Annotated in this window: 21 protein-coding genes; 1 reads left to right on the forward strand and 20 read right to left on the reverse strand. The window is 45.1% G+C overall.

Features of this window, described 5'->3' with window-relative positions; translation table 11 throughout:
• Window positions 1-64: 64 nt before the first annotated feature.
• The 16 genes from AC5ZC7_RS27860 to AC5ZC7_RS27935 form a co-directional block, all read right to left on the reverse strand.
• Window positions 65-466 (reverse strand): hypothetical protein, encoded by a 402-nt coding sequence (locus AC5ZC7_RS27860; protein ID WP_496160693.1) that lies wholly within the window; start codon window positions 464-466, stop codon window positions 65-67.
• Between the two features lie 134 nt (window positions 467-600).
• Entirely contained in the window at window positions 601-2,280 is a 1,680-nt protein-coding gene (locus AC5ZC7_RS27865) for a RagB/SusD family nutrient uptake outer membrane protein (protein WP_496160694.1), read from the reverse strand.
• 20 nt (window positions 2,281-2,300) lie between these two features.
• Entirely contained in the window at window positions 2,301-5,732 is a 3,432-nt protein-coding gene (locus AC5ZC7_RS27870; RefSeq protein WP_496160695.1) for a SusC/RagA family TonB-linked outer membrane protein, read from the reverse strand.
• A gap of 161 nt (window positions 5,733-5,893) precedes the next feature.
• Entirely contained in the window at window positions 5,894-6,934 is a 1,041-nt protein-coding gene (locus AC5ZC7_RS27875; RefSeq protein WP_496160696.1) for a FecR domain-containing protein, read from the reverse strand.
• A gap of 96 nt (window positions 6,935-7,030) precedes the next feature.
• Entirely contained in the window at window positions 7,031-7,576 is a 546-nt protein-coding gene (locus AC5ZC7_RS27880) for a sigma-70 family RNA polymerase sigma factor (protein ID WP_496160697.1), read from the reverse strand.
• Between the two features lie 34 nt (window positions 7,577-7,610).
• A complete protein-coding gene (locus tag AC5ZC7_RS27885; RefSeq protein ID WP_496160698.1) occupies window positions 7,611-9,287 on the reverse strand; it encodes a S41 family peptidase in 1,677 nt (558 codons plus the stop codon).
• A gap of 49 nt (window positions 9,288-9,336) precedes the next feature.
• Window positions 9,337-9,567 carry a membrane protein insertion efficiency factor YidD gene (yidD, locus tag AC5ZC7_RS27890; protein WP_477077281.1) on the reverse strand — a complete coding sequence of 77 codons (231 nt, stop codon included), beginning with the start codon at window positions 9,565-9,567 and terminating at the stop codon, window positions 9,337-9,339.
• A gap of 116 nt (window positions 9,568-9,683) precedes the next feature.
• Window positions 9,684-10,079 (reverse strand): ribonuclease P protein component, encoded by a 396-nt coding sequence (locus tag AC5ZC7_RS27895; protein ID WP_496161205.1) that lies wholly within the window; start codon window positions 10,077-10,079, stop codon window positions 9,684-9,686.
• 13 nt (window positions 10,080-10,092) lie between these two features.
• Window positions 10,093-10,248, reverse strand: a complete 156-nt coding sequence (gene rpmH, locus AC5ZC7_RS27900; RefSeq protein WP_012788729.1) for a 50S ribosomal protein L34 — start codon at window positions 10,246-10,248, stop codon at window positions 10,093-10,095.
• 182 nt (window positions 10,249-10,430) lie between these two features.
• Window positions 10,431-10,940 (reverse strand): OmpH family outer membrane protein, encoded by a 510-nt coding sequence (locus AC5ZC7_RS27905; RefSeq protein ID WP_496160699.1) that lies wholly within the window; start codon window positions 10,938-10,940, stop codon window positions 10,431-10,433.
• Window positions 10,941-10,997: 57 nt separating this feature from the next.
• On the reverse strand, window positions 10,998-11,513 hold the full coding sequence (locus tag AC5ZC7_RS27910; protein WP_496160700.1) for an OmpH family outer membrane protein: 516 nt from the start codon (window positions 11,511-11,513) through the stop codon (window positions 10,998-11,000).
• 67 nt (window positions 11,514-11,580) lie between these two features.
• Window positions 11,581-14,337, reverse strand: a complete 2,757-nt coding sequence (locus AC5ZC7_RS27915; protein WP_496160701.1) for a POTRA domain-containing protein — start codon at window positions 14,335-14,337, stop codon at window positions 11,581-11,583.
• Window positions 14,318-15,079 carry an undecaprenyl pyrophosphate synthase gene (gene uppS, locus AC5ZC7_RS27920; protein WP_477077284.1) on the reverse strand — a complete coding sequence of 254 codons (762 nt, stop codon included), beginning with the start codon at window positions 15,077-15,079 and terminating at the stop codon, window positions 14,318-14,320. Before uppS ends, AC5ZC7_RS27915 begins: the two co-directional genes overlap by 20 nt.
• 211 nt (window positions 15,080-15,290) lie before the next feature.
• Window positions 15,291-16,148, reverse strand: coding sequence for a type IX secretion system protein PorG (gene porG, locus AC5ZC7_RS27925; RefSeq protein WP_496160702.1), 858 nt, complete (start codon window positions 16,146-16,148; stop codon window positions 15,291-15,293).
• Between the two features lie 155 nt (window positions 16,149-16,303).
• A complete protein-coding gene (locus AC5ZC7_RS27930; protein WP_496160703.1) occupies window positions 16,304-17,194 on the reverse strand; it encodes an NAD kinase in 891 nt (296 codons plus the stop codon).
• 123 nt (window positions 17,195-17,317) lie between these two features.
• Window positions 17,318-18,730, reverse strand: a complete 1,413-nt coding sequence (locus AC5ZC7_RS27935) for a POTRA domain-containing protein (protein ID WP_496160704.1) — start codon at window positions 18,728-18,730, stop codon at window positions 17,318-17,320.
• Between the two features lie 24 nt (window positions 18,731-18,754).
• Between AC5ZC7_RS27935 and AC5ZC7_RS27940 the strand changes: the two genes are divergently transcribed.
• Window positions 18,755-18,964 (forward strand): hypothetical protein, encoded by a 210-nt coding sequence (locus tag AC5ZC7_RS27940; RefSeq protein WP_496160705.1) that lies wholly within the window; start codon window positions 18,755-18,757, stop codon window positions 18,962-18,964.
• A 16-nt stretch (window positions 18,965-18,980) separates the two neighbouring features.
• Here AC5ZC7_RS27940 and AC5ZC7_RS27945 read toward each other — a convergent pair whose 3' ends face one another.
• From AC5ZC7_RS27945 to AC5ZC7_RS27960, 4 genes are all read right to left on the reverse strand, one after another.
• Complete coding sequence (locus AC5ZC7_RS27945; RefSeq protein WP_496160706.1) at window positions 18,981-19,640, reverse strand: CBS domain-containing protein; 660 nt, start codon at window positions 19,638-19,640, stop codon at window positions 18,981-18,983.
• A gap of 117 nt (window positions 19,641-19,757) precedes the next feature.
• Window positions 19,758-20,534 carry an alpha/beta fold hydrolase gene (locus tag AC5ZC7_RS27950; RefSeq protein ID WP_496160707.1) on the reverse strand — a complete coding sequence of 259 codons (777 nt, stop codon included), beginning with the start codon at window positions 20,532-20,534 and terminating at the stop codon, window positions 19,758-19,760.
• A gap of 71 nt (window positions 20,535-20,605) precedes the next feature.
• The gene (locus tag AC5ZC7_RS27955; RefSeq protein ID WP_496160708.1) at window positions 20,606-21,148 is read right to left on the reverse strand and encodes a CvpA family protein; all 543 of its coding nucleotides are present in this window, start codon (window positions 21,146-21,148) and stop codon (window positions 20,606-20,608) included.
• Window positions 21,149-21,222: 74 nt separating this feature from the next.
• Complete coding sequence (locus AC5ZC7_RS27960) at window positions 21,223-21,675, reverse strand: GatB/YqeY domain-containing protein (protein WP_496160709.1); 453 nt, start codon at window positions 21,673-21,675, stop codon at window positions 21,223-21,225.
• Window positions 21,676-21,677 lie beyond the last annotated feature (2 nt).

Consider the following 21,677-nt stretch of genomic DNA (forward strand, 5'->3'; position numbering starts at 1 on the left):
CGTTAAAAAGCAGGGTGCTTTTAACAATGCCGGCGTGGCTGATCAGCTAGTTAACGGTACTTCGTTACTGTACCTTCACCTTCTGCCGCCAAACCGTTTGGCTGTTCGTACCGTCGCTCAGGACCAAACTGGCAATGTAAGCCGTACCCGCGGTGTAGTCTTCTATCCACATCGCAGCGCTGGTGGGATCAGAGATAAACATGACCGGGCTGGATGTTACCGACTGAAACACCCACTGGTAGGTACATCCGGGCACATTGTCTGCATAAAAATTGTAATAAGGCTCCGCAGCATCCAGTATCAAAAATCCCTGTGATACGGCGGGAGCAGGAATAATGCTCACATTCACCTGTGCGGGAATAGTACGGGCCTGTACTTTCTCTGCCAACGGGGTTACCAGATTTTCCTGTGCGTGGACACCAGTAAAGCATAAGAGACTGCCAAAGAGGAACATCATTGTTTTCATTGTATCTGTTTTTGGGTTTAAAATGAAACTGAGTCGTCATCTCCCTACAAACAATTACTCACGGGGCCGGATAGCAGGGGTACATTTACGGGGTAAAAGAAAGCCCTCCGCGATGCGGGGGCTTTCTCCTGATATTAATATCCTTCGTTGTTTGGTAACAGCTTAGGGTCGAGATCTGTTTGGGTTTGCGGTACCGGCATCAGGTATAATTTATCATACCAGGTGCGGCTATCTGCTTTACCACCATCAATAGCGTACAGGGTGGTAGTCATCACCTGTGGTGCTATTTTCCAACGGCGGATGTCCATAAAGCGATTGCCTTCCAGCGCCAGTTCAATACGGCGCTCACGGCGGATGGCTTCACGCAATGTAGCCTGGGTAGCGTATTTCACACGGTTTAGCTTAGGCATACCCACCCTTTCACGGATCTGGTCTACCGCATCATAAATGCTGGCATCCGGGCCTGCCAGTTCATTCTGCGCTTCTGCATAGGTCAGTAAGATTTCTGCATAACGGATAATGATATGGTTTGAATAGTTATCCACCTGTTGCTTGTAAGCAGCCGGATCTACCAGTTTACGGAAGTTGTAGCCGGTAGTAGAGTTATTGGATCCACGTTTCCATCTGAACAGGAAGTCCTTCTCTAGTCCGTTCCAGGTACAGCTATCGAACATAATGGTGGCATAAAACCGCGGGTCAAGATTCTTGTACTCATCGAAGAATAATTTATCCTGGTCCCTGGTTTTAAAACGTGCCGCCCTGGTAGCATTATCCAGCACCACACGCGGTTCACCGGTGGTATAGCTTTCGTAGGCATCTACCAGGTCTTGTGTGGGTGTTACAGAGCTCCAGCCACCGAGGATAGCAGGCGGCAGGTAAGTATTTTCACTCTGCACATCTTTCTGCAACATATGTTGCCTGTCGAAAATAACTTCCGCATTGCCTTTATTGGTAGCCCAGAAGAGCTTTTCATAGCTTCTGAGTCCCAGGCGGAATTTCTTCTCATCTGCAGTAGATGAAAAGTTTACCCAGCCGGTGTAGTTATCCATTTGCTCGTCACCATCTTCACTTACTACTTTAAACAACTGATAACCGGGAATGGCCATTACTGCTTTCGCATATTCAACGGCATCTTTCCATTCAGAGCGATACAAGTGTAAACGTGCAGCCAGGGCCAATGCGGCGCCTTTGGTAACTCTTCCCTTTTCAGATGGGTAGCCGCCGGAATAGGCGGCAGGCAATACTTTGATAACGGCATCCAGCTCACTGAAAATAAACTTCCAGACCTCTTCTTTTGGCGTACGGGCACCAAAAGATGTTTCTGGTTTCAGGGTGGTAACGATCAAAGGCACGTCACCGAATTTCAATACCAGGCCTGAATAGAAGAATGCTCGCAGGAAGCGGGTTTCTGCTTTGGTGCGTTCTTTCAGGTCATTATCCATTTTCACGCGGTCCACATTCTCCAGGAAGTAATTGGCCCTGCGTATGCCTCTGAACTCCCAGCCCTCATCAACAGCCGGGGTGATATTGCCTTTGGCAATATTGGTGGCATTACTTTCCCATGGATATTGTGCCAGCGCATTATCTGATGCCCCATCTTCATAAATGGCATTCTGTCCGTCCAATAGCCGCGCATCTCCGGAGCCCATAAAGCCATAGATGGCATTCAGTGCATTGGTAACATCCGTTTGTGTATTCCAGAAAGTGTTTTCAGCCACCTTTCCTTCAGGTGTTCTGTTGAGAAAATCTTTGCTGCAACCAGCCCAGGTCATAGACAAACCCAGTGCTGCACTTATTATAGTAAGTTTCTTCATAATGTTCTTTTTGCTGCCTTTTAAAATTTCACGTTAAGACCTATTACCCATGTTTTTACACCTGGATATGTACCACGACCAGAAGCCATTTCCGGATCATAATCTCTCAAACGCTTATCTGACATGATTGTAAAAGGATTGTTGGCTGCCACATAAATACGGGCAGATGACATCGCTGCTCTTTTAACCCAGGTAGCCGGAACGGCATAACCCAGGGTGAGCGAGCGGATGCGCAGGTAAGAGCTATTGAAAACCCAGAATGCTGATACGGGATCATTGTTCTGCGTAGCGTCTCCGCCTACCAGCATTCTTGGATAAGGTGCATTAGGATTAGGATTGTCTTTTGTCCAGCGGTCCAGGTGATAACCTTTTACACCAGCACCATTAAAGAAGGCATAAGAAGCCTCATTTGCCAGGTATATCTTGGCATTGGCTACCCCATAAGTCAATACTCCCAGGTCGAAACCTTTGTAGTGCGCACCCAGGTTTACACCATAGTTAAACCAGGGTACTTCGCTACCCAATACACGACGGTCGTTTCCATCAATTTTACCATTGCCATCAGCATCTTTATACTTGATATCTCCGGGTTGAGAATTAGGGTACAACAGGGGATATTTGTTTTTAATATCGTCCTCCGTTAATAAGCCCGCTACTTCATAACCATAGAAAGATCCAACGGATTCGCCTACACGATCAATGTAGTAAGTATCGTGCATACGGTCTTTATCACCTCCCAGGCTAAGAATAGTATTCTTAATCATCGACATATTTACAGACACATTGTAGCCAAAGTCTTTACCAATCTTATCATTGTAAGACAGCATTAACTCCACACCTTTATTACGGGTAGATCCGGCATTGATGCTGGCCGGGTCCAGACCGAATATAGCCGGATTGGCTCTGTCAAGTAAAATTCCTTCTGTTTTCTTAATAAAGTAATCTGCAGTTACATCCAGTTTGCCACCCAGGAAAGTTGCATCCAGTCCCACATTGCTCATGTATACTTTTTCCCAGGTAGTCATCAGGTTGGAGGCAAATTTCTGATAAACACCATTTACCGGATTGCCTTCAAACGTATAGGTAATACCGCTTTCCAGGTAGTTGGCATAGTTGCCGATAGGCACAGCACTTTCATTCCCTAAAATACCCCAGGAGCCTCTTAACTTCAGGTTGCTTACCCATTTCACCGATTTCATGAAGTCTTCTTCTGAAATTCTCCAGGCCGCAGATACAGATGGGAATTTAGCCAACCGGTAATCCGGGTGGAAGCGGGAAGACAGGTCAAAGCGCATATTGGCTTCGATCAGGTATTTATCTGCAAATGAATAGTTCAAACGGCCAAAATAGGATCGGATGGCCCATGATTCTGAGTAGGAACCATTAGGCGCCTGCTTGGTTTTGCCATCAGGCGACAGTGCCGCCAGGTCATCACCGGTGCTCATATCATCCGGGCTCTGGCTACCACCGCCTACCGTACCTAATGTGTTGTTCGCAAAGTTTTTACGGCCAACATATACATCACGGTAAACATTGCTTTCTTCTGAAGCACCCATCATGATTTTGGCACTATGGCGGGCAAATGTTCTTTCATATTCCGCGTACGCCTGTAACAACAAGGCCTGACGCTGTCCCCATTTTTCCTGCATTTCATTCAGCACTCTGGCAGTAGAAGTGAGTTCATTTTTTGAATCGAAATCTATCAGCGCCGGCATGGTGTTCACAAAACGGTTAGCCGTACGGTTATCCAGCTTCAGGGAAGCCAAACCTTTTACAGCAAGCCCTTTGAGAGGAGTTAATGTACCGTTTACGCCACCAGTAAAGGTATTGGTTCTGTCCCAGCTTCTGCCCCCTTCCAGGTTGTTACGCATCACGTTGTTTTTACTCAGCGTAGCATCTACTTTACCACCGTTAATGGTGCCCCAGGTACCATCGCTCTGACGGCCCACCAATGTTGGTACAGCACGGTTCAGTTCTACGAAGCCCAGGTCGCCCCCGTTGTTTTTAAGGTCGTTTTTCACCATAGAGATGTTAGTTCCTATGTTGAAGATGGGCAACACCTGGGTAGTGGTATTCAACCGCATGGTATAACGATTCTGCGCAGTAGTTGGTACCAGTGATTCCTGGTTCATATAAGCCAGGCTCAAATAGTAGGTGGTATTGCGGGAGCTACCATTTACGCCTACCTGAACGTCTTTATAGGAGGGATTTTTGCGTAATGCTTCTTTGTACCAGTTGGTGTTAGGGTAATGGTCCGGATCACTACCATCTCTGAATTTCTGTATCTGCTCATCGGTGAATAATGGATTTTTACCGGCATTCACCATTCCTTCGTTGTACAGTGTTGCATAGTCTACTGATCCCAGGTAATCAGGTATACGGGTAGGTGAAGAAATACCATAGCTGGTATTTACATCAATAGACATTTTACCTTCTTTGCCGCGTTTGGTAGTAATCAGGATAACGCCATTGGCAGCGCGGGAACCATAAATAGAGGCAGATGCCGCATCTTTTAACACCGACATATTCTCGATGTCGTTAGGGTTCACGGCAGCCAGATCTGCAGCAGTAGAAGGAATACCATCAATGATATACAGAGGTGCAGAGGTGGCGTTGGTGAGGTTACTCCGTCCACGGATGGTAATGGTACCATTGCTTTTGCCCACATCGCCGGGTGTGCTCAGTACCGTTAATCCCGGTACCAGTCCCTGCAGGGCATTTTGCACAGAGGTAACCGGGCGGGAAACCAGGTTCTGCGCAGTAATAGAAGATACGGCGCCAGTAAGGTTTACCTTTTTCTGCGCACCATAACCTACTACCACTACTTCATTTAATCCTTTGGTATCTTCTTTCAGAACCACATCGATGGTAGTACGGCTGTTCACTGCTATTTTCTCTTGTATATATCCTACAAAAGAAAACAGCAAAGTAGCATCATCCGGCGTTTCTATCTGGTAAATCCCTTCAGGGGAAGTAACCGTTCCGCGGCTGGTGCCCGCAACCTGCACATTAGCGCCCGGAATAGGGGTGCCTTTGGCGTCGGTTACCTTACCTTTTACGGTGATATTTTTTATGACTGCATTACCGGGTGCAATCACGATTAATTCCTTGTCCAGGACTTTAAAAGTGAGAGCGGTATTTTGCAGTACCCTGCTCAATACCACGTCCAGTGGCTGATCTTTTACATCAATGGAAATAAATTCGTTGTTGGGCAACACATCGTTATTGTACACAAAGCGTACATTTCCTTGTGCTTCAATTGCCTGCAGTACTCTGGAAAGGTGCATCCGCTTGGCATTCAGTGTGATCTTATTTTGCGAAAATGCGGTGGCAGAAACCTGCAAACAAGCGGCCAACATTAAAATAGCTGTCAGCTTCATGGCTCTTAGAACATAAGTGAACGGCATCCCGGGTGGGGCATACACCATCCCGGAAAGTCTGTTTTTTTTCATACTTTTAGGTAGTTAGAGGTCAATAAAATGGCTACAGCATCCCTGATCCTTCCAAGAGAGGGTGCCGTTTAAGCCAGTTGATCGTAGAGGGAAATGTTTCAGCATTTCCCTTTTTTCATGTGTTCACTGAAATTATTTGTGCATAAGTCTTTGTGGATTTTTTATTTACTAATCGATAACGTGTCATTGTTGATATGATAATTAAATGGAGCGGACATCTGCAGTACCTGCATTACCCTTGGTAATGATTCATCCCGGAACGTGCCTGTAAACCGGGTATTTTTCATTGTTTCTTCTTTAAAAATAACCGTCACTCCATACCAGCGTTGTAACTGCATAGCAACTTCAGATAATGGCGCATCAAAGAAGGTCAGTTTGCGTTCCTTCCAAGATATCTCTGCCAGCATGCTGTCGCCGGGCTTTGTACTAACATGCGAAATATGATAAGCAACGCTGTCCGGCGTTTGTATTTTACGATGTTTGATCGTTTCAATACGGCTGATATCGTCGTGGTTGAGTACTACCAGTTTTTCACTGGGCTTCAGCTCCACCGTTTTACCTTCTTTCTGTTTCATGACTACCTGTACCTTTCCGGTAACCAGTGTGGTTTCCGTGTTCCCATCTTCGCTATAAGCCTTCACATTAAAAGAGGTACCCAATACCCGGATATCTACCGTTTTAGTATGTATAATAAAGGGGTGCTGCGCTTTTTGTGCGATATCAAAAAAGGCTTCCCCGGTCAATACTACTTCCCTTGACTTTCCGGCTTTCCAGTTACTATATTGTAGTTTGCTTTTGGCGTTTAGCCATACCTGTGAGCCGTCCGGCAGGGTAACATGCTTTATGTTCCCTATATTGGTAGCCACTTCTATTGGATATGGGCGTTGTTGATACCATAACCAGCCGGCGCCTACTCCTGCCAGTAGTACTACTGCCGCGGCTTTCCAAAGCCAGGGCTTGATGCGGTATACCCGTGGAGACGCAGCTTCCTGCATGCGGTGCTGCAATCCTTCCCAGATCAACTCCTGCTCTGCTTCGGCGCTGTTACTTGCTGCCAACGGGTTTCCCACCGGCTCCAGGTTCAGTGTATCGTACCATTCATTCAGCTGTTGGCTTTCTGCAGCTGATAAAGCGGTACTATTTTGCTTTAGCAGCAGCGCCCGGATTGATTCCGGCATATTGCCCGACATGTCATTTTTCATAGCGTCCAGATAGTTGTCGATGAAGTAAGGTGAGTGTACCAGATAAGAATTAACTTTTTTTTAATCCACTGCGGGCATAGGATTTCATGGATGCCATCACAGGGTTTTATCCAGTTTTTTGCGGATTCTTTTTAGTGCAGTACTGATTTGGTTGCGTACAGTTTGGTGCGACAATGATAGCTTTTGAGCAATTTCCACCGCATTCAGGTTATGGTCACGGCTGAGTACAAATACCTCCTGCATTTTAGCGGGCATCTGCCTTATTTCTTCTTCTACCAGTGTATTCAGCTGCCGGTAGTGTAGTTGTTCACTTATTTCAGGCGATAGCATTTCGTCTTCCTGGAGCAGGGTATCGTAGTACCGGCCGCGCACAGTGCGTAGCCGGTAATAGTCAATAATTTTATAACGTAGTGCTGAAAACAGGTACTGCGACAGGGATTCCCGTAGCACCAATGCGTGCCTCGACTTCCATAACGAGAAGAAGATTTCCTGTATCATATCCCTTACTTCTTCTGTGGTAGCCAGCTTTTTAAGCGCCTGCTGATACAGCATCTTCCAGTAGCGTTCATAAATTTCCCTGAAAGCCCACTCATCATCTTCTCTTACTAACACCAGCAATTCAGGATCTGTTAAATGCTTCAAGCCACTAAAACTTTTGATAGAAAAAAGTGATTCGTTATTGTTTTGCAACGGTTAACAGCTGCTTATATTTCGCCTGGTTATGCAGGATATCTATGGCAGTATTCACTTCATTGTCCCACTCCAGTGATTTGATAATGCGGCCTCTCTGCAAATAATAGCGATTCACGATTTCTTCTTCCAGCAAGCGTTTGATCTCCTCTTTATTCTTCAACAGGTCCTGTTTCTTATCATGTTTCATCTTTGTTTCCAGTGTTTCCAGTTCCTGGGCGATGGCATCGTAATACTTCTCTTTCTTCGCCGTGGTTTTAAAAGCATCTAATGCATCTTCACTACGGGTTTTGTAGCTGTAATCTTTGTTGTCGAGATAGCGTTCGAAGTCCTCAAATTCTGCATCGGTAAGCCTGAAGCTTCCAGCAGCTGCTATTTTAGGATGATTATAATAATAGTTAGTGGCATAGTCGAAGATGAACTGTTTACGGATGAGGGTAACAGCTACCTGGCTGATGTAAGTAGGTTCTACTTTAGCATCCGGTTCTATACCGCCGCCGTCTTTCACGGCTCTGCCGCCAATGGTGGTAAATGATTTACGGAGAGAATCTGGTACATAGTCCACACTGCCATCATCATTCCGGTGCGAGTAATCGATCGCCTGTATACAGCGGCCACTTGGCGTATAGTATTTAGCGGTGGTTACTTTCAGTTTGGTGTTATAAGGCAATTGCCGGGTGGTTTGCACCAGTCCCTTGCCATAGGAGCGCTGACCTATTACGAGGCCCCGATCCAGGTCCTGGATGCTGCCTGCTACGATTTCTGAGGCTGAAGCAGAAGAGTGGTTGGTGAGTACGGCTAAAGGGAGACGGATATCCACTGGTTGCTCTGAAGTTTCATAGCTGCGGTCCCAGTTTTTTACTTTTCCACGAGTGCTGACAATCAACCTGTTTTTATCCACAAAAATATTGGCTACTACCACGGCTTCATCCAGCAGGCCACCGGGGTTACCGCGTAAATCGAGCACCATCCCTTTCAGGGCAGGGTTGGCTTGCCTCAGTTGTTCTACGGCACGACGTACCAGGGCGCCACTATTTTCGGTAAACTGGGTCATTTTGATGTACCCGATATCATTTTTCAGGATGCCGGCGTAGCTGACTGCCTTTACATTAATTTCTTCGCGGATAATTTTCCTGGGGGTTTCTACTCCCGTAACAGGATTTCTGAATACCATATTCAGCGGTGTGCCTGCGGCGCCTTTCAGCTGCTTGCTCACTTCTTCCTGGGCTACATTTTTGGTAGATTTCCCGTCCATGCTCACAATGATATCACCTGGTTTTACGCCGGCTTTATCCATAGGGCTGCCTTCATATACATCGGTAATGGAAGTCCATTCCCCGTTGGTATTAATAGAAGCGCCTACACCGCCGTATTTGCCGGTAGCCATAAATTTGAGGTCGTCCAGGTTTTCTTCGGAGACGAAGTCGGTAAATGGATCGGTTTCCTCGAGCATGGCATCAATGCCTTTGCGCATCACTTTTTCGGGAGGCAGGTCATCTACGTAGTAAGTATTCAGTTCACGGTAGAAAGCGGCAAATATGTCCAGGTTTTTGGCAATCTGGAAGTACTTGTCGTTTTCATTAAAAGCAAAGATGCCGGCTGCTGTAATCAGCAACAACAGCGCTGCTGTCAGTTTCTTTTTTTTATTAAAAAACGCACGCATGCAACAATGTATAAAATGATTGATGATAGTTGGCAACCGGTAGCATTGTTCAGGGAACCGGGTCGTATCCATGTCCTCCCCAGGGATGACAGGACAATATACGCTTTATGGTGAGATAGCCACCTTTGAAGGGGCCATATTTTTTAAATGCTTCCAGGCCATATTGCGAGCAGGTGGGGGTATAACGGCATTTACTACCCAATAGGGGAGATATAAACCATTGATAGATTTTTATCAGGAAAATAAATGGATAAGCCAACCAGCGCACAACACGGGACATAGATCGAAAATTTTAAATAGCTGAAAGCATAAAGCGCAAAGCACAAAGTTATTGTAGCGACTGAACACAGCGTATGACTATTCGCAAGGAGCACTCGCTACAATAGCTTTCTGCTTTTAGATTTCCGCCTTCTGCAGTTTCCTTAAAATTACCGAAATTTTGTCTTGCAGGACAGAAAAGGGAGCTATTTTTTTGTCGGTGTAGATGAGGAAAACGGCGAGCTGTTGGGATTGCGACAGGAGATGGTCGTACAATTCCTGCTTTTGGAGGCGCCATGCCTCGCGTCCGAGGCGTTTAATGCGGTTACGGTCCACCGCATGTGGGAAACGGCGGGTAGCGGCGCTAAATCCTACCTGCACAGGATATTTACATGGCCCCGGGAGGGGCATGTACACCACGCGGTATGGAAAAACAGAAAACGCTTTTCCTTCTCGAAAAAGCGTTTCAATAAGTTTTCTGCTTTTTAACCTTTCTTCCTTTTTAAAAGAATAAGTTTTTATGGCAAATAGTATTTAGCTACTATAATTATTTCAGCTTACGCTCGTCAGAAACAGTCAGCTTCTTACGACCTTTTGCTCTACGGGAAGCCAATACCTTACGGCCATTAGCAGTTTCCATTCTCTTTCTGAAGCCGTGAACGCTCTTTCTGCGTCTGTTATGCGGTTGAAAAGTACGTTTCATTTCTTTTTTTTGTTTTTACCTGTACTATACTAGAACTCCCGAATTAAAAGTATACTGTTTTTTAAAACGGAAGGCAAAGGTAGCAGAAAATATTTAGAAAGTAAAATTAAAATCTGAAATTCTTAAATGTAAAGGTGGAATGCAGTACTAGCCGCATCCCACCTTTACATTAAAAAAGTTAATTATTTAACGCCCAGTTTAGTTTTAACAGCGGCGAGGATATCGTCAGCAGCAGGAGAAACCAGCAATACACCAGCAGAGCTGTCGATTACATAGCCGTAACCTTTTTCTTTTGCTACATCTTCGATGGCTTTGCGGGCTTTATCGTAGATAGGTTTCAGCAGTTCCTGTTGTTTAGCCTGTACTTTTTGTTCAGCAGCTTCACGGTAGTCCTGGATACGTTTCTGTGCGTCCTGGATTTCACGACCTTTAATTTCTTTCATATTATCGGTCATAGTAGCTGCCTTGTCATCAAAATCCTTCATTTTCTTTGTGTACTCATCCACCATAGTTTTACCCTCACCTTCCAGGCTTTGAGCAAAAGTCTGCAGATCAGTTTCTGCTTTTTTAGCTTCCGGCATGCTGGCTACCAGTGCCTGCGCATTGATATGTGCGACTTTGGATTGTGCCATTGCATTCACGCTGAACAAACCGGTAACCGCCACAAAAGCAATAATTACGTACTTCTTCATGATGTTGTCTGTGTTTAAAAAAATTTAAATACTTATAGTTAAAAAATAGGTACACGATTACTTCTTCACCCCAAGGGATTTCAGTATTTCTTCACTCTTATCCAGCTTGGGATCGGAGAAAATAACGGTGGCACCTGCGGCCTTGTCCAGCACAAAGTCAAACATCCTGCTGGCAGATAATTTCTGCACTGCATTGTAGATCCTGTCCTGGATTGGTTTTACCAGCTCTTCCCTTTTTTTGAAAAGATCGCCTTCATAACCAAAACGCTTCTTCTGCAAATCCTTTGCCTCTTTTTCCCTGGCTACAATCTCATCCTCTCGTTTCCGCTTTAATTCTTCTGTTAACATTACCTGTTCGGCCTGGTAAGACTTATACATCTTATCCACTTCCTGGAATTTGGCATCAATCTCCTTCTGCCACTGTTCAGCAACGGCATCCAGTTTCTTCTGCGATTCCTTGTATTCCGGAATACTTTCCAGTATATATTTCGTATCTATCACACAATAGCGCTGTGCACTTGCTGCACCGCCCATAGCCAATACGATTGCGGCTGTAATAAATAGTTTTCTCATGCTACAATAGATTTTTTTGCAAAACCAAGACAACGGTTAAACTTGCAATATATAATTTATTTTCACATTATTCTGGTTCAAAGCCGAGCATAAAGGTAAACTTAGCCGCATCCTTCAGACCACCTCCTGGTGTAAGACGATCAAATCCAATACCGTAATCAAATCCAAGCAATCCGAACATAGGCAGGTAGAAACGCATACCTAAACCTGCAGAACGACGTAAACGGAACGGATTGTACTCATTGAGATCCTTGTAACCGTTCGCTGCTTCCAGGAAAGCCAAACCAAAGATGGTGGAGCTTGGATTCAGACTGAACGGATACCGCAGTTCCATTACAAACTTATTAAATACGGTGAATCCGGAATAGTTAGCTGGCTGACCGTTTTCAGGATTTATACTTGGATCGGAAGTATAATACACCGGATAACCTCTCTGAGAGATGATATCACGATCATAAATCGCAAAGTTACTCAAACCATCACCCCCCATTTCAAAGCGGCCGAAAGGCGACAAGGTGGTGCGGTTGTTATAACGGCCAATATAACCAAATTTAGCCGCTACTTTCAACACAAAGGTTTTGTTATCACTACCCATTGGTTTGCTCAAAGGCACATACCATTCTGCGTTAAAGCGGTATTTCTGGTACTCGATAAAATTAAACTGCTTGGAAGCCGGCTCTTTGGAGTAGTCCTTGTCAGGATTAAACAAAGAGTATGGTGGCGTATACTGTGCAGATAACATGAAGTTGGAACCACTGCGCGGGAAAATCTGCTGATCCACAGAAGATCTTGCCAGCGTGAGTTTTACGTTCACGTTATTGGAAGTACCATTTTCAAAACCGGCAATACCGAAGTAGTTGTAGTTTTTCAGCTTATACTGTTGATAGTTCAAAGAGTAAATCAGGGTGAAATAGTCATCCGGCCATTTCAGCTGCTTACCCAATGATACGGAAGCACCCAATACTTTAAAGTGACCATCTGTAGATCTGCTGGTGTCACCCGGCAATTTGTAGTAATCGTTGTAAGCGTATGGATTCTGGTAGCTGCTATAGAAGCTCACAGAAAACTGGTTTCTCTTCTTACCACCCAGCCAAGGCTCAGTGAAAGAGAAGTTATAGGAACGGTAAGCTTTACCATTGGAGGACACACGAACAGAAAGTTTCTGTCCATCGCCGCTTGGTAACGGATCCCAGGTTTCTTTTTTGAAGATATTACGTAAAGAGAAGTTATTGAACGTTACACCGAGGGTACCGGTTAAACCGATATAACCACCCCAACCTGCTGACAGTTCCAGCTGGTCATTGGCTTTTTCTTCTACTGTATAATCAATATCCACAGTACCATCCTGGATGTTAGGCACCGGGTTCATACCAATTTTTTCCGGGTTAAAGAAGCCGAGGTTGGCAATTTCACGGTTAGAACGGATCAGATCCTGGCGGCTGAATTTTTCACCGGGGATGGTGCGCAATTCACGACGGATTACGTGTTCGTTTGTTTTTTCGTTACCGGCAATGCGTACTTCTTTGATAGTAGCCTGCGGACCTTCACGTAAACGGATTTCGTAGTCGATGGTATCGCCACGGATCCCTATTTCTACCGGGTCAATCTGGAAGAACAGGTAACCGTAGTCCATGTAGTAACCACTGATATCGCCACCTTCCTGTGACATTTGTTTACCGATTCTTTTTTCCAGCAGCTCCAGGTTGTACACATCTCCCTTCTTGATACCGAGGATACGGGTCAATACAGAGTCGCTATAGCGGGTATTCCCTTTCCAGGTGATATCACCGAAATAATATTTTTTCCCTTCGGAGATCTGCATATCGATATTCAGATTCTTTTCGCGGGATTTGTAGGTAGTATCGCGTACCAGCACCGCATCTCTATAGCCTTTGGAGTTATAGAGGCCTACCACTTTAGCTTTATCTTCCAGGTACTTGTTTTCATTAAACTTGGCGGAACTGAAGAGTTTAAAGCGGAAGTAAGGGTCCAGCTTATCCAGTGCACGGGTGGGTTGCAGGAAACCATAGGTTTGCCAGAAGTCATCTGGTTGTGCCAGGGAATCTACATACACGTGTTCATTATCGGGATGCAGGGTAAAGCGTGAACGCTCTTTGGTACCCTTCATTTTTTTCTTGATTTTGGCATCTGCAATATTGTAGTTGCCTACGATATTGATATTCTCGATGCGTACTTTATTTCCTTTGGTAACGTAGAAGATAACGTGCCTGGAGTTTACCTGGCCGCTATCTGCTCTTTCTTCTATTTTCACGCTGGCATTACCAAACCCTTTATCTGCATAGAATTTATGAACTACCCCAATCACATTTTGTTTCAAGGCCTGGGTAATAACGCTTCCTTTACGCAGGGTAGCTTTGGTAGCGATATCGTCTCCTTCTGTCTTCTTGATTCCTTTGAAGGAGAAAGAGGACATACGGGGCATTTCGGTTAACCCGATTTCCAGCCAGATTTTATTGTCTTCAATTTTTGTCACATAGATGGTAACATCTGCAAACAATCTTTGTGACCAAAGGCTTTGAATAGCTTTGGTAAACTGGTCACCTCCAGGGTAAGTTACCTTATCCCCTACGCTGAGGCCGGAAAGCGACAGCAGCAATGATTTATCCAGGTATTGGGTACCGGCAACGGTGATATCGGCAATTTCGTACTGTTGCGGATTTCCCATGCTAATAGGAGAAACGGCCGGCGGATTAGCAGGAGGCTGCGTGGGCGGTACGGTATCTTTTTGCTGAGCGGATACACGAATGCCTGCACTGCAACATAATGCTATAGCCAGAAGGCCCTTAGGAAATAATTTCTTCATTCTGCTGAATTTGTTCGCTTGTTTTGCCAAAGCGCCGTTCTCTGGTTTGGTAATTTAAGATGGCTTGGTAAAGATGTTCATTGCGGAAATCCGGCCAACGGGTATCTGTAAAATACAGTTCCGCGTAGGCCAGCTGATATAGTAGAAAATTACTGATCCTGCATTCTCCACTGGTACGAATCATTAATTCAGGGTCTGGTAAGCCAGCGGTACAGAGATATTTCTCCCATACTTCCGGTGTTACTGCTGCAGGGTCCAGGGCTCCATTTTTCACGTCCAGGGCTATTTTCCTGGCGGCATTCACGATTTCCCACCGGGCACTATAGCTAAGTGCCATAATGAGGTTAAGACCGGTATTTTGGCTGGTAAGCGCAATAGCCTCTTCCATTTCCCGCTGAGCCTGTGGCGGCAACATGTCCATGTCGCCAATCACGCTCAAACGGATATTATTTTTTGATAACGTATTCACTTCCATACGGATAGTGTTTACGAGTAACTCCATAATGCCATTTACTTCATACACCGGGCGATCCCAGTTTTCGGTAGAAAAGGCGTATAAGGTCAGATAACCTATCCCAAGTTCTGCACAGGTCTCCACTATATTTCGCACGCTTTCTACCCCCTCGTGGTGCCCGTACAGCCTGTCTTGACCCCGCTCTTTTGCCCAACGGCCATTCCCGTCCATAATAATGGCTATATGGCGCGGTAACCGTTGTAAGTCCAATTTATCCTTCAAGCTCATTTGTGTCAGGCGTATTATAACAGATTATTCCTAAAAGGGTGCAAAGATACAAAAATAGAGTAATGACTTTTTTGGCAAAGCCCAAGAAGTTGTTTTAACGTAGTTTTAACAGCGAAATCAATACCAGTGGGGATTTTAGCAATTTCGGAGACCTATCCGGGCGGTTCGTAGGTATGGAAAGCCGGCCCGCAGAAAGTATTTTCTTCTTAAATTAAAATTTACAGTTGTAAGAAGTAAAAAGAATGCTGATCGTTAACTCGATAGTTAGGTACTGGTCTTTATCCCGGCTGTTGCCGCGCTGACGGCCCATTACCCCTATCGGCGTACCATACGCTCCCGACCGGTCCTGCAATTGCATGGCTACTGATGGCTTGCCATTGGCCAGCACCGGGAACGCCGCCGGCCCTGCATAAGTGGTGCTTACATCATCCAGGTAGTCCGTTTGCGTAAAACGATATAAAGCCTCCAACCCTACATTCACTTTTTTGGAGATGTTATATTTAAAGCCCCAACCTATCAGCCAGGCGTAGGATACCAGGCTATAAGGCTTGCGATCCGGATACAGGGCCGTTCCCTGTCCTTCCGTACGCATGGGCTGTAAAAAATATTTCTGGCCGTCCAGGTAGGTGTACGGGTTAAAATAAAAAATACTGGCGCCCCCCGTCAAATATGGAGAAAATCGCTCATATAAACTCCCCGGTTCAAACCGGAAGAAATTAAAGTCGCCCTGCAGCGACAACTCATACAAATTAGTATTGAAACTGAGGTTACGGCGCTGTTGGAATTCATTCTTACTATACACATCAGAATAGCCTAACTGCATATACCGGGCATGTACCCGCGCACCAACATAATCATTCAAATACTTCCTATAATATATACCCACAGCAGGTTTCAGCGCATTCAACGCCCCCCGGGTGTTCAGATCCCCAAAATATTGCGCCGCGCCAACAGATAAACCCAACTCCCCTACGTACGACAACTCATTCTGCGCCACTGTCCGATTGGCAAAACCTGTTGCCAGCAACAATAGGGTGATGTATTTTAGATATAGAAAAGGTTTCAGCATAAAATCAGTCCTACTTAAACGCTAAAATGCCGGATTTATTTAATGTATAGCCGATGATTATGCTTCCTGCATAGACCTTTTTCCATTCACAGGCATAATTGATATTACAATCAGCAGGCAATATATTTGTAAATGTAACAATATATTTTACATTTCTATATTTTAATCGTGTTCCGCGCATCAATTCCCCACAACAATTTGTTACGCAGGGTATGCAGGAAGTTACTGTCGTCCAGTCGCAGCAAGCTTAGCTTAAACTCCTCTTTCTTAATCGCCAGCTGCACGGTATTATCGATCGTTTCCATGCGGCTGTCCAGGGTACACAGGAACTGATCGCTACGGCCTTCTACTTCAAAAGAAATGATGTTGTTATTGGGGACTATAATAGGCCGTACATTCAGGTTATGCGGCGCTACCGGGGTAATCACAAAATTACCGGCATCCGGGAATACAATGGGGCCGCCACAACTCAAAGAGTACCCGGTAGAACCCGTAGGTGTAGCCACAATCAACCCATCCGCCCAGTAAGTATTCAGAAATTCGCCGTTCAGGTAAGTATGAATTTTTACCATGGCGGAAGTATCCTTCTTATGGATGGTAAACTCGTTCAGGGCATAAGGCACATCCCCGAACAAGGGAATATTGGCATCCAGGTGGAGGAGCGACCGCTGATCTACCACATAAGTGCGGTTCAGCAGGGCCTGCACCAATGCATGAATTTCTTCCTTACCAATACTGGCCAGGAATCCAAGCCTTCCGAAATTAATACCGATCACCGGAATGTTGGTATCACGTACGTAGCAAACGGTGTCCAGTAAGGTACCATCTCCCCCCAAACTCATCAGGAAGTCAATTCTCCCCGGCAAATCCTCCGCAGAACTGAATAATGGCGGCTCACTGGTAAAAGGTATGTGTTGCTGAAGGGTGCGATAAAAAGGTTCGTAAATAATGGCTTCAATTTCGGCCCGCTGCAATTCCTCCAGCAATAAGTGGATGTTTGCAATATCTTCTGTAATAAATCCCCTGCTATATAGTGCTACATGCATTCCATGTTTCTTTTAAGTGGTTCTTCAGGGGAAAAATTACGAATTACGAATTACGAATTACGGATTTGTGGGTAGATCTAGCCACAAATCCGTAATTCGTAATTCGTAATTCGTAATTCTTCCTCACATATCTACGCTTGTGTGTAAAAATAGACCTTTTTGCCCTAACTGGTTAAAGCTGTACTCAATCCGGAGGCAGGTATCGTAGAAAGAAACAATGTCTATACCCACGCCGGTGGTGTATAAAAGCCGGTTATTGAGCGCTCCGTTACCAGGAAATTTACTATAAGCATAACCTGCATCGCCAAAGCCTTTGGCAAAAATGCGCACCGGAACGGTATTAAACTTTTTAGGTACAATGGGCAATTTAACCTTGAATGACACTAATTCCCGGCGGAGTGTGGATTTCAGCACGGCGAAGCTGGTACCATCTATCACATAATATTCGAGACCGCGGAGGTAATCATCGCCGTAACCCAGCGCCTGCTGGTTGATATAGGGTTGATCATTGGAAAGCCTTGCCTGGCTGCGTATACCCAGCGCCATAAAGGTTTTGGGGCGCAGCTCCCAATATTTTGCCATATTTAGCCGGAAATGCACGTCGTTGATGTCATTCCATGGACCCAGGCCTTTTTTACCCACTTCAGCCACCAGGTTGAATCCTTTAAGGGGATATACCCAGCTATCTGCTTTAATATAGGTTAAACGATAGGTGATATCCAGGAAACTTATTTTCGTACGGCCTTTCCCCAGGTAGTTGGGATTCAGGATGGCCACAGAGTCGGCTACCTTTTCGTAGTTGTAATTCACAAATACCTGGTGCCTGGTATTGATCGCTTTGCGATAACTATAGTTAACGCCCACCACATATACCTGGCGCAGGAATTCGTCCTTCCGGAAAAACTGTTGCTTATTGAAGTTGGTGCTGTCGTTTACCTCACGGTTACGCTTGTAGGAAGCGAGGATGCCGATACCATGCCGAAAATGTTTATCGATATAGGGCAGGTTATATTGTAATGCAAATCGTTGGGTATACCCGAACTGTAGTGAGGCATTGAGGGCATCATTACGTCCGGTAAGATTTTCCTGGGTCCCGCTAACGCCTACATTAACACGGTCAAGGCTGTGTTTTTTCTCTACCCACCATTGGTTAAAATTACGGTCTGCCAGTTTAAAGATGGGAAAGGCAAACGTGTACCAGCGTTCCCATACTTCAAATACGAGGTCTGCATTGTCGCCATCCCAGTTTTTTATGTTTGCGGTCACATTCAGAAAGAGAGAGGTGTTGAGTAGTTGTTTTCGTCTTTCTTCCAGGATATTGGCAAGATCCCGGAGATAGATGGTATCACCGGGCACAGTACTGATTTCCCTCAGGATGACGGAGGTGCGGGTTTGTTTATTGCCGGTAACGATAATATTACGTACGATGAGATAGCCCCCATCGGTTGCAGGCGCAGACTGTCCTTTGGCAATTTCCGGTAACACTATTCCCAACAGGCAGATCATCGCCAGCAGGAGGTAACAGCGTCTCAGCATGTAGGCTCTGTAAAATTTAAAAACGTGTTGACAATATCCAAATATAATGAAAAGGTGAAAGCAGAAAGCGAAAAGCAAAAAGCTATTGAAGCGAATGATCTCAGCGCAATTATTTTGCCGGGGGATGCTGCTGATTATACTGATTTTGTTTGTGGGATTTTATATAAAAAGCGAAGACACATGCAGTTTTATCCGCATCCATCTTCGCTAATCATTATAAATCTAACAAAATAAAATCTGTGAGTGGGAACTACATGCTGATATAATTCATGAGCAGGTCGTAGTTCTTTTTGAGCAATTCTTCTTCCGGTTCTTCTGCGAACACGTATTTAATGACGTAGTTAAACCTTTCGAAGGTGGCCAGCAGGCCTTGTAGTTCCTGTCTGTTTGTTTTCAGTACCACTTCCAGTTTCCCGGTTACGGGATTAGTGATGGTATTAACGCTTAGCAGGGTTACATCATTTGATTCTGCGATGCGGGCAATTTCGCTGAGGGCGTAATCGCGCGGATCTACTTCAAATGCGATAATACCGCCGGGCTCTTTTACGCCGTTATATCTTGCCAGTGCAGCCAGGAGATTATCTTTTGTAATGATACCGAGGTATTCATTTTCTTTTGTGACTACCGGCAGGGCAGATAATTTGAAATCGTAAAAAAGTTTCAGCGCTTCAAACAGATGAGCATATTCCATGACAGCCGGGCGGGTGCTTCCGTACGCGGTAGATTCCAGCGGTACATCGGGATCCTCGAGATCCATGATCTCGTCTTCCTCCACCAGGGCCAGGTATTTGCTATCCACTACCATGGGTAGTTGCGTCAGATGATATTCATTCATCAAACGCAGCGCCTTTGCTCCTGTATCCGAAGGATGCAGGACAGGTACTGATGATATGAGTTCTCTGGCAATCATGTGTCGCGTATTCTTACACAAGAATACGAAAGAATATGCCAACAGAAAAAGAAATTACATGTACGCGAAATCACTGCACCTTTTGGTACAGTAGTCCGGGTGCGGATAAAGGCCGGTTTAACTGGCCGGTTGAGACTTCAGCTTCTCCAGGAAAGTATGCAGAATTTTGTTGAACTCATCGGGTACTTCCATCATAGGAGCGTGGCCACATTTGTCGATGAACTGCAGCTCAGAATTAGGTATCAGCTTTTTAAATTCTTCTCCGACCATGGGTGGTGTTACGGTATCGTTCATACCCCAGATCAGCAAAGTTGGTTGTTTGATATCTTTCAGCTCATCGCCCAGGTTGTGGCGTATCGCGGATTTAGCCAGCGTGATAATTTTAATCACTTTCAGGCGATTGTTCACTATTTCAAACATTTCGTCTACCAGCTCTTTGGTAGCGACTTTCGGATCGTAAAAAGTAAGTTCTGCTTTTTTGCGGATGTACTCATAGTCACCGCGTTTAGGATAGGTTTCGCCCATTCCGTTTTCGAACAAGCCGGAACTGCCGGTCAGGGTCAGCGATTTAACAGCTGCTTCAGGGTGTTTCAGCAGGTATACCAAAGCCACATGACCTCCCAGTGAATTGCCCAGCAGGTTTACATCTTTGTATCCCCTGGCTTCAATAAACTTATGCACATATTTGGCTAATCCCCCTACCGATGTTTCCAGGATGTTCAAATCGTACAGGGGTAACATCGGGATTACCACTTTGTTGTATTGCTTGAAATACTCGATCATGTGCGAGAAATTGCTCAAAGCACCAAAAAGTCCATGCAATAATACCAGTGGTTCTCCTTCTCCTTCTTCTATAAAATTAAACTTACCCTGTGTTTTGATTTCGTAATCCATTGCCAAATCTTGAAAGTCAATTTTACGCTAAAATAATTCTTTTTATTAATCTAAATAATCTTTGAAACGAGTTACCCAGGTTGAATATGCCGGGCCGTTGTCTCGAAAAAAGATTCCAATTGGGCAAACATATTCTTAAAAATCGGTATCACTGTTCCAATATGATCCAATGCCCACGGGCCTATATTCTCTATATACGGATACACAACAGATTGGGCCTTTGTTTCAGGGCTCAGCCAATATACCTGGTTGGCCATCCATAACATTACACTATAAATTATTATAAATATAACGCTATACAACAGTATTCCCCCCAATTTATTCAGCCAGCCCAACATCACGGCTTCCACCAGCTTCTGTAACATCCCGGCTCCCAGCCTAACCAACAGGATTACTCCCAGGAACAGGCAAATGAAGCAAAGCACGGGTACCCAACGGGAATGCATATCCCAATGCTGCTGTACATATAAAGCGGTAACGGCCGATAATTTCAGTGCAGCGGCCAATCCCAGTATCGCAGCTACCAGCGAAAACAAGGCAACTATCAATCCACGGGTATACCCCCTGTAAAGGGCAAACACCATGATAATAGCGAAAATAATGTCTATAGGCATGATAGAGCTATAGGAGCCGCCATTTTTTGATAAGAACCCTTTTCCGATCAAAAAATGGCAACACTCCTGTCAGATTACTTACTAAGCAGTTCTTTAACAAGCGCGGAAATAGCCTTTCCATCGGCTTTACCTGCCAGTTGTTTGGTGGCAACACCCATTACTTTCCCCATATCGGCGGCAGAGCTGGCGCCTGTGGAAATAATAATATCTGCAATGGCTGTACGTAATTCAGCTTCGCTCATCTGTTTGGGCAGGAAGCGCTCAATTACCACCAGCTCTTCTTCTTCTTTTACAGCAAGGTCTTCACGGTTCTGGGTACGGAAAATTTCGAGGGAATCCTTTCTTTGCTTGGCCAGCTTCTGCAAAATTTTTGCTTCGTCAGCAGCTGTCAGTTCTCCACTAGCTCCTTCCGCTGTTTTAGCCACTAATATAGCAGCCTTGATAGCACGCAGCGCACGCAAATCAGCTTCTTTTTTACCCAGCATCGCAGCTTTGATTTCTGCGTTGATATTTAATTCTAATGACATAT

This window comes from Chitinophaga sp. 9-1-y (assembly GCF_059511905.2).

Bases quoted from the DNA above. Each gene is read 5' to 3' on its own strand.
- AC5ZC7_RS27905 (WP_496160699.1), bottom strand. From the start codon at position 10,940: ATGAAGAAGTACGTAATTATTGCTTTTGTGGCGGTTACCGGTTTGTTC.
- yidD (WP_477077281.1), bottom strand. From the start codon at position 9,567: ATGTCCCGTGTTGTGCGCTGGTTGGCTTATCCATTTATTTTCCTGATA.
- AC5ZC7_RS27960 (WP_496160709.1), bottom strand. From the start codon at position 21,675: ATGTCATTAGAATTAAATATCAACGCAGAAATCAAAGCTGCGATGCTG.
- rpmH (WP_012788729.1), bottom strand. From the start codon at position 10,248: ATGAAACGTACTTTTCAACCGCATAACAGACGCAGAAAGAGCGTTCAC.
- AC5ZC7_RS27875 (WP_496160696.1), bottom strand. From the start codon at position 6,934: ATGAAAAATGACATGTCGGGCAATATGCCGGAATCAATCCGGGCGCTG.
- porG (WP_496160702.1), bottom strand. From the start codon at position 16,148: ATGCTGAAACCTTTTCTATATCTAAAATACATCACCCTATTGTTGCTG.
- AC5ZC7_RS27910 (WP_496160700.1), bottom strand. From the start codon at position 11,513: ATGAGAAAACTATTTATTACAGCCGCAATCGTATTGGCTATGGGCGGT.
- AC5ZC7_RS27860 (WP_496160693.1), bottom strand. From the start codon at position 466: ATGAAAACAATGATGTTCCTCTTTGGCAGTCTCTTATGCTTTACTGGT.
- AC5ZC7_RS27915 (WP_496160701.1), bottom strand. From the start codon at position 14,337: ATGAAGAAATTATTTCCTAAGGGCCTTCTGGCTATAGCATTATGTTGC.
- AC5ZC7_RS27950 (WP_496160707.1), bottom strand. From the start codon at position 20,534: ATGGATTACGAAATCAAAACACAGGGTAAGTTTAATTTTATAGAAGAA.
- AC5ZC7_RS27865 (WP_496160694.1), bottom strand. From the start codon at position 2,280: ATGAAGAAACTTACTATAATAAGTGCAGCACTGGGTTTGTCTATGACC.
- AC5ZC7_RS27945 (WP_496160706.1), bottom strand. From the start codon at position 19,640: ATGATTGCCAGAGAACTCATATCATCAGTACCTGTCCTGCATCCTTCG.
- AC5ZC7_RS27885 (WP_496160698.1), bottom strand. From the start codon at position 9,287: ATGCGTGCGTTTTTTAATAAAAAAAAGAAACTGACAGCAGCGCTGTTG.
- AC5ZC7_RS27930 (WP_496160703.1), bottom strand. From the start codon at position 17,194: ATGCATGTAGCACTATATAGCAGGGGATTTATTACAGAAGATATTGCA.
- AC5ZC7_RS27955 (WP_496160708.1), bottom strand. From the start codon at position 21,148: ATGCCTATAGACATTATTTTCGCTATTATCATGGTGTTTGCCCTTTAC.
- AC5ZC7_RS27870 (WP_496160695.1), bottom strand. From the start codon at position 5,732: ATGAAAAAAAACAGACTTTCCGGGATGGTGTATGCCCCACCCGGGATG.
- AC5ZC7_RS27935 (WP_496160704.1), bottom strand. From the start codon at position 18,730: ATGCTGAGACGCTGTTACCTCCTGCTGGCGATGATCTGCCTGTTGGGA.
- uppS (WP_477077284.1), bottom strand. From the start codon at position 15,079: ATGAGCTTGAAGGATAAATTGGACTTACAACGGTTACCGCGCCATATA.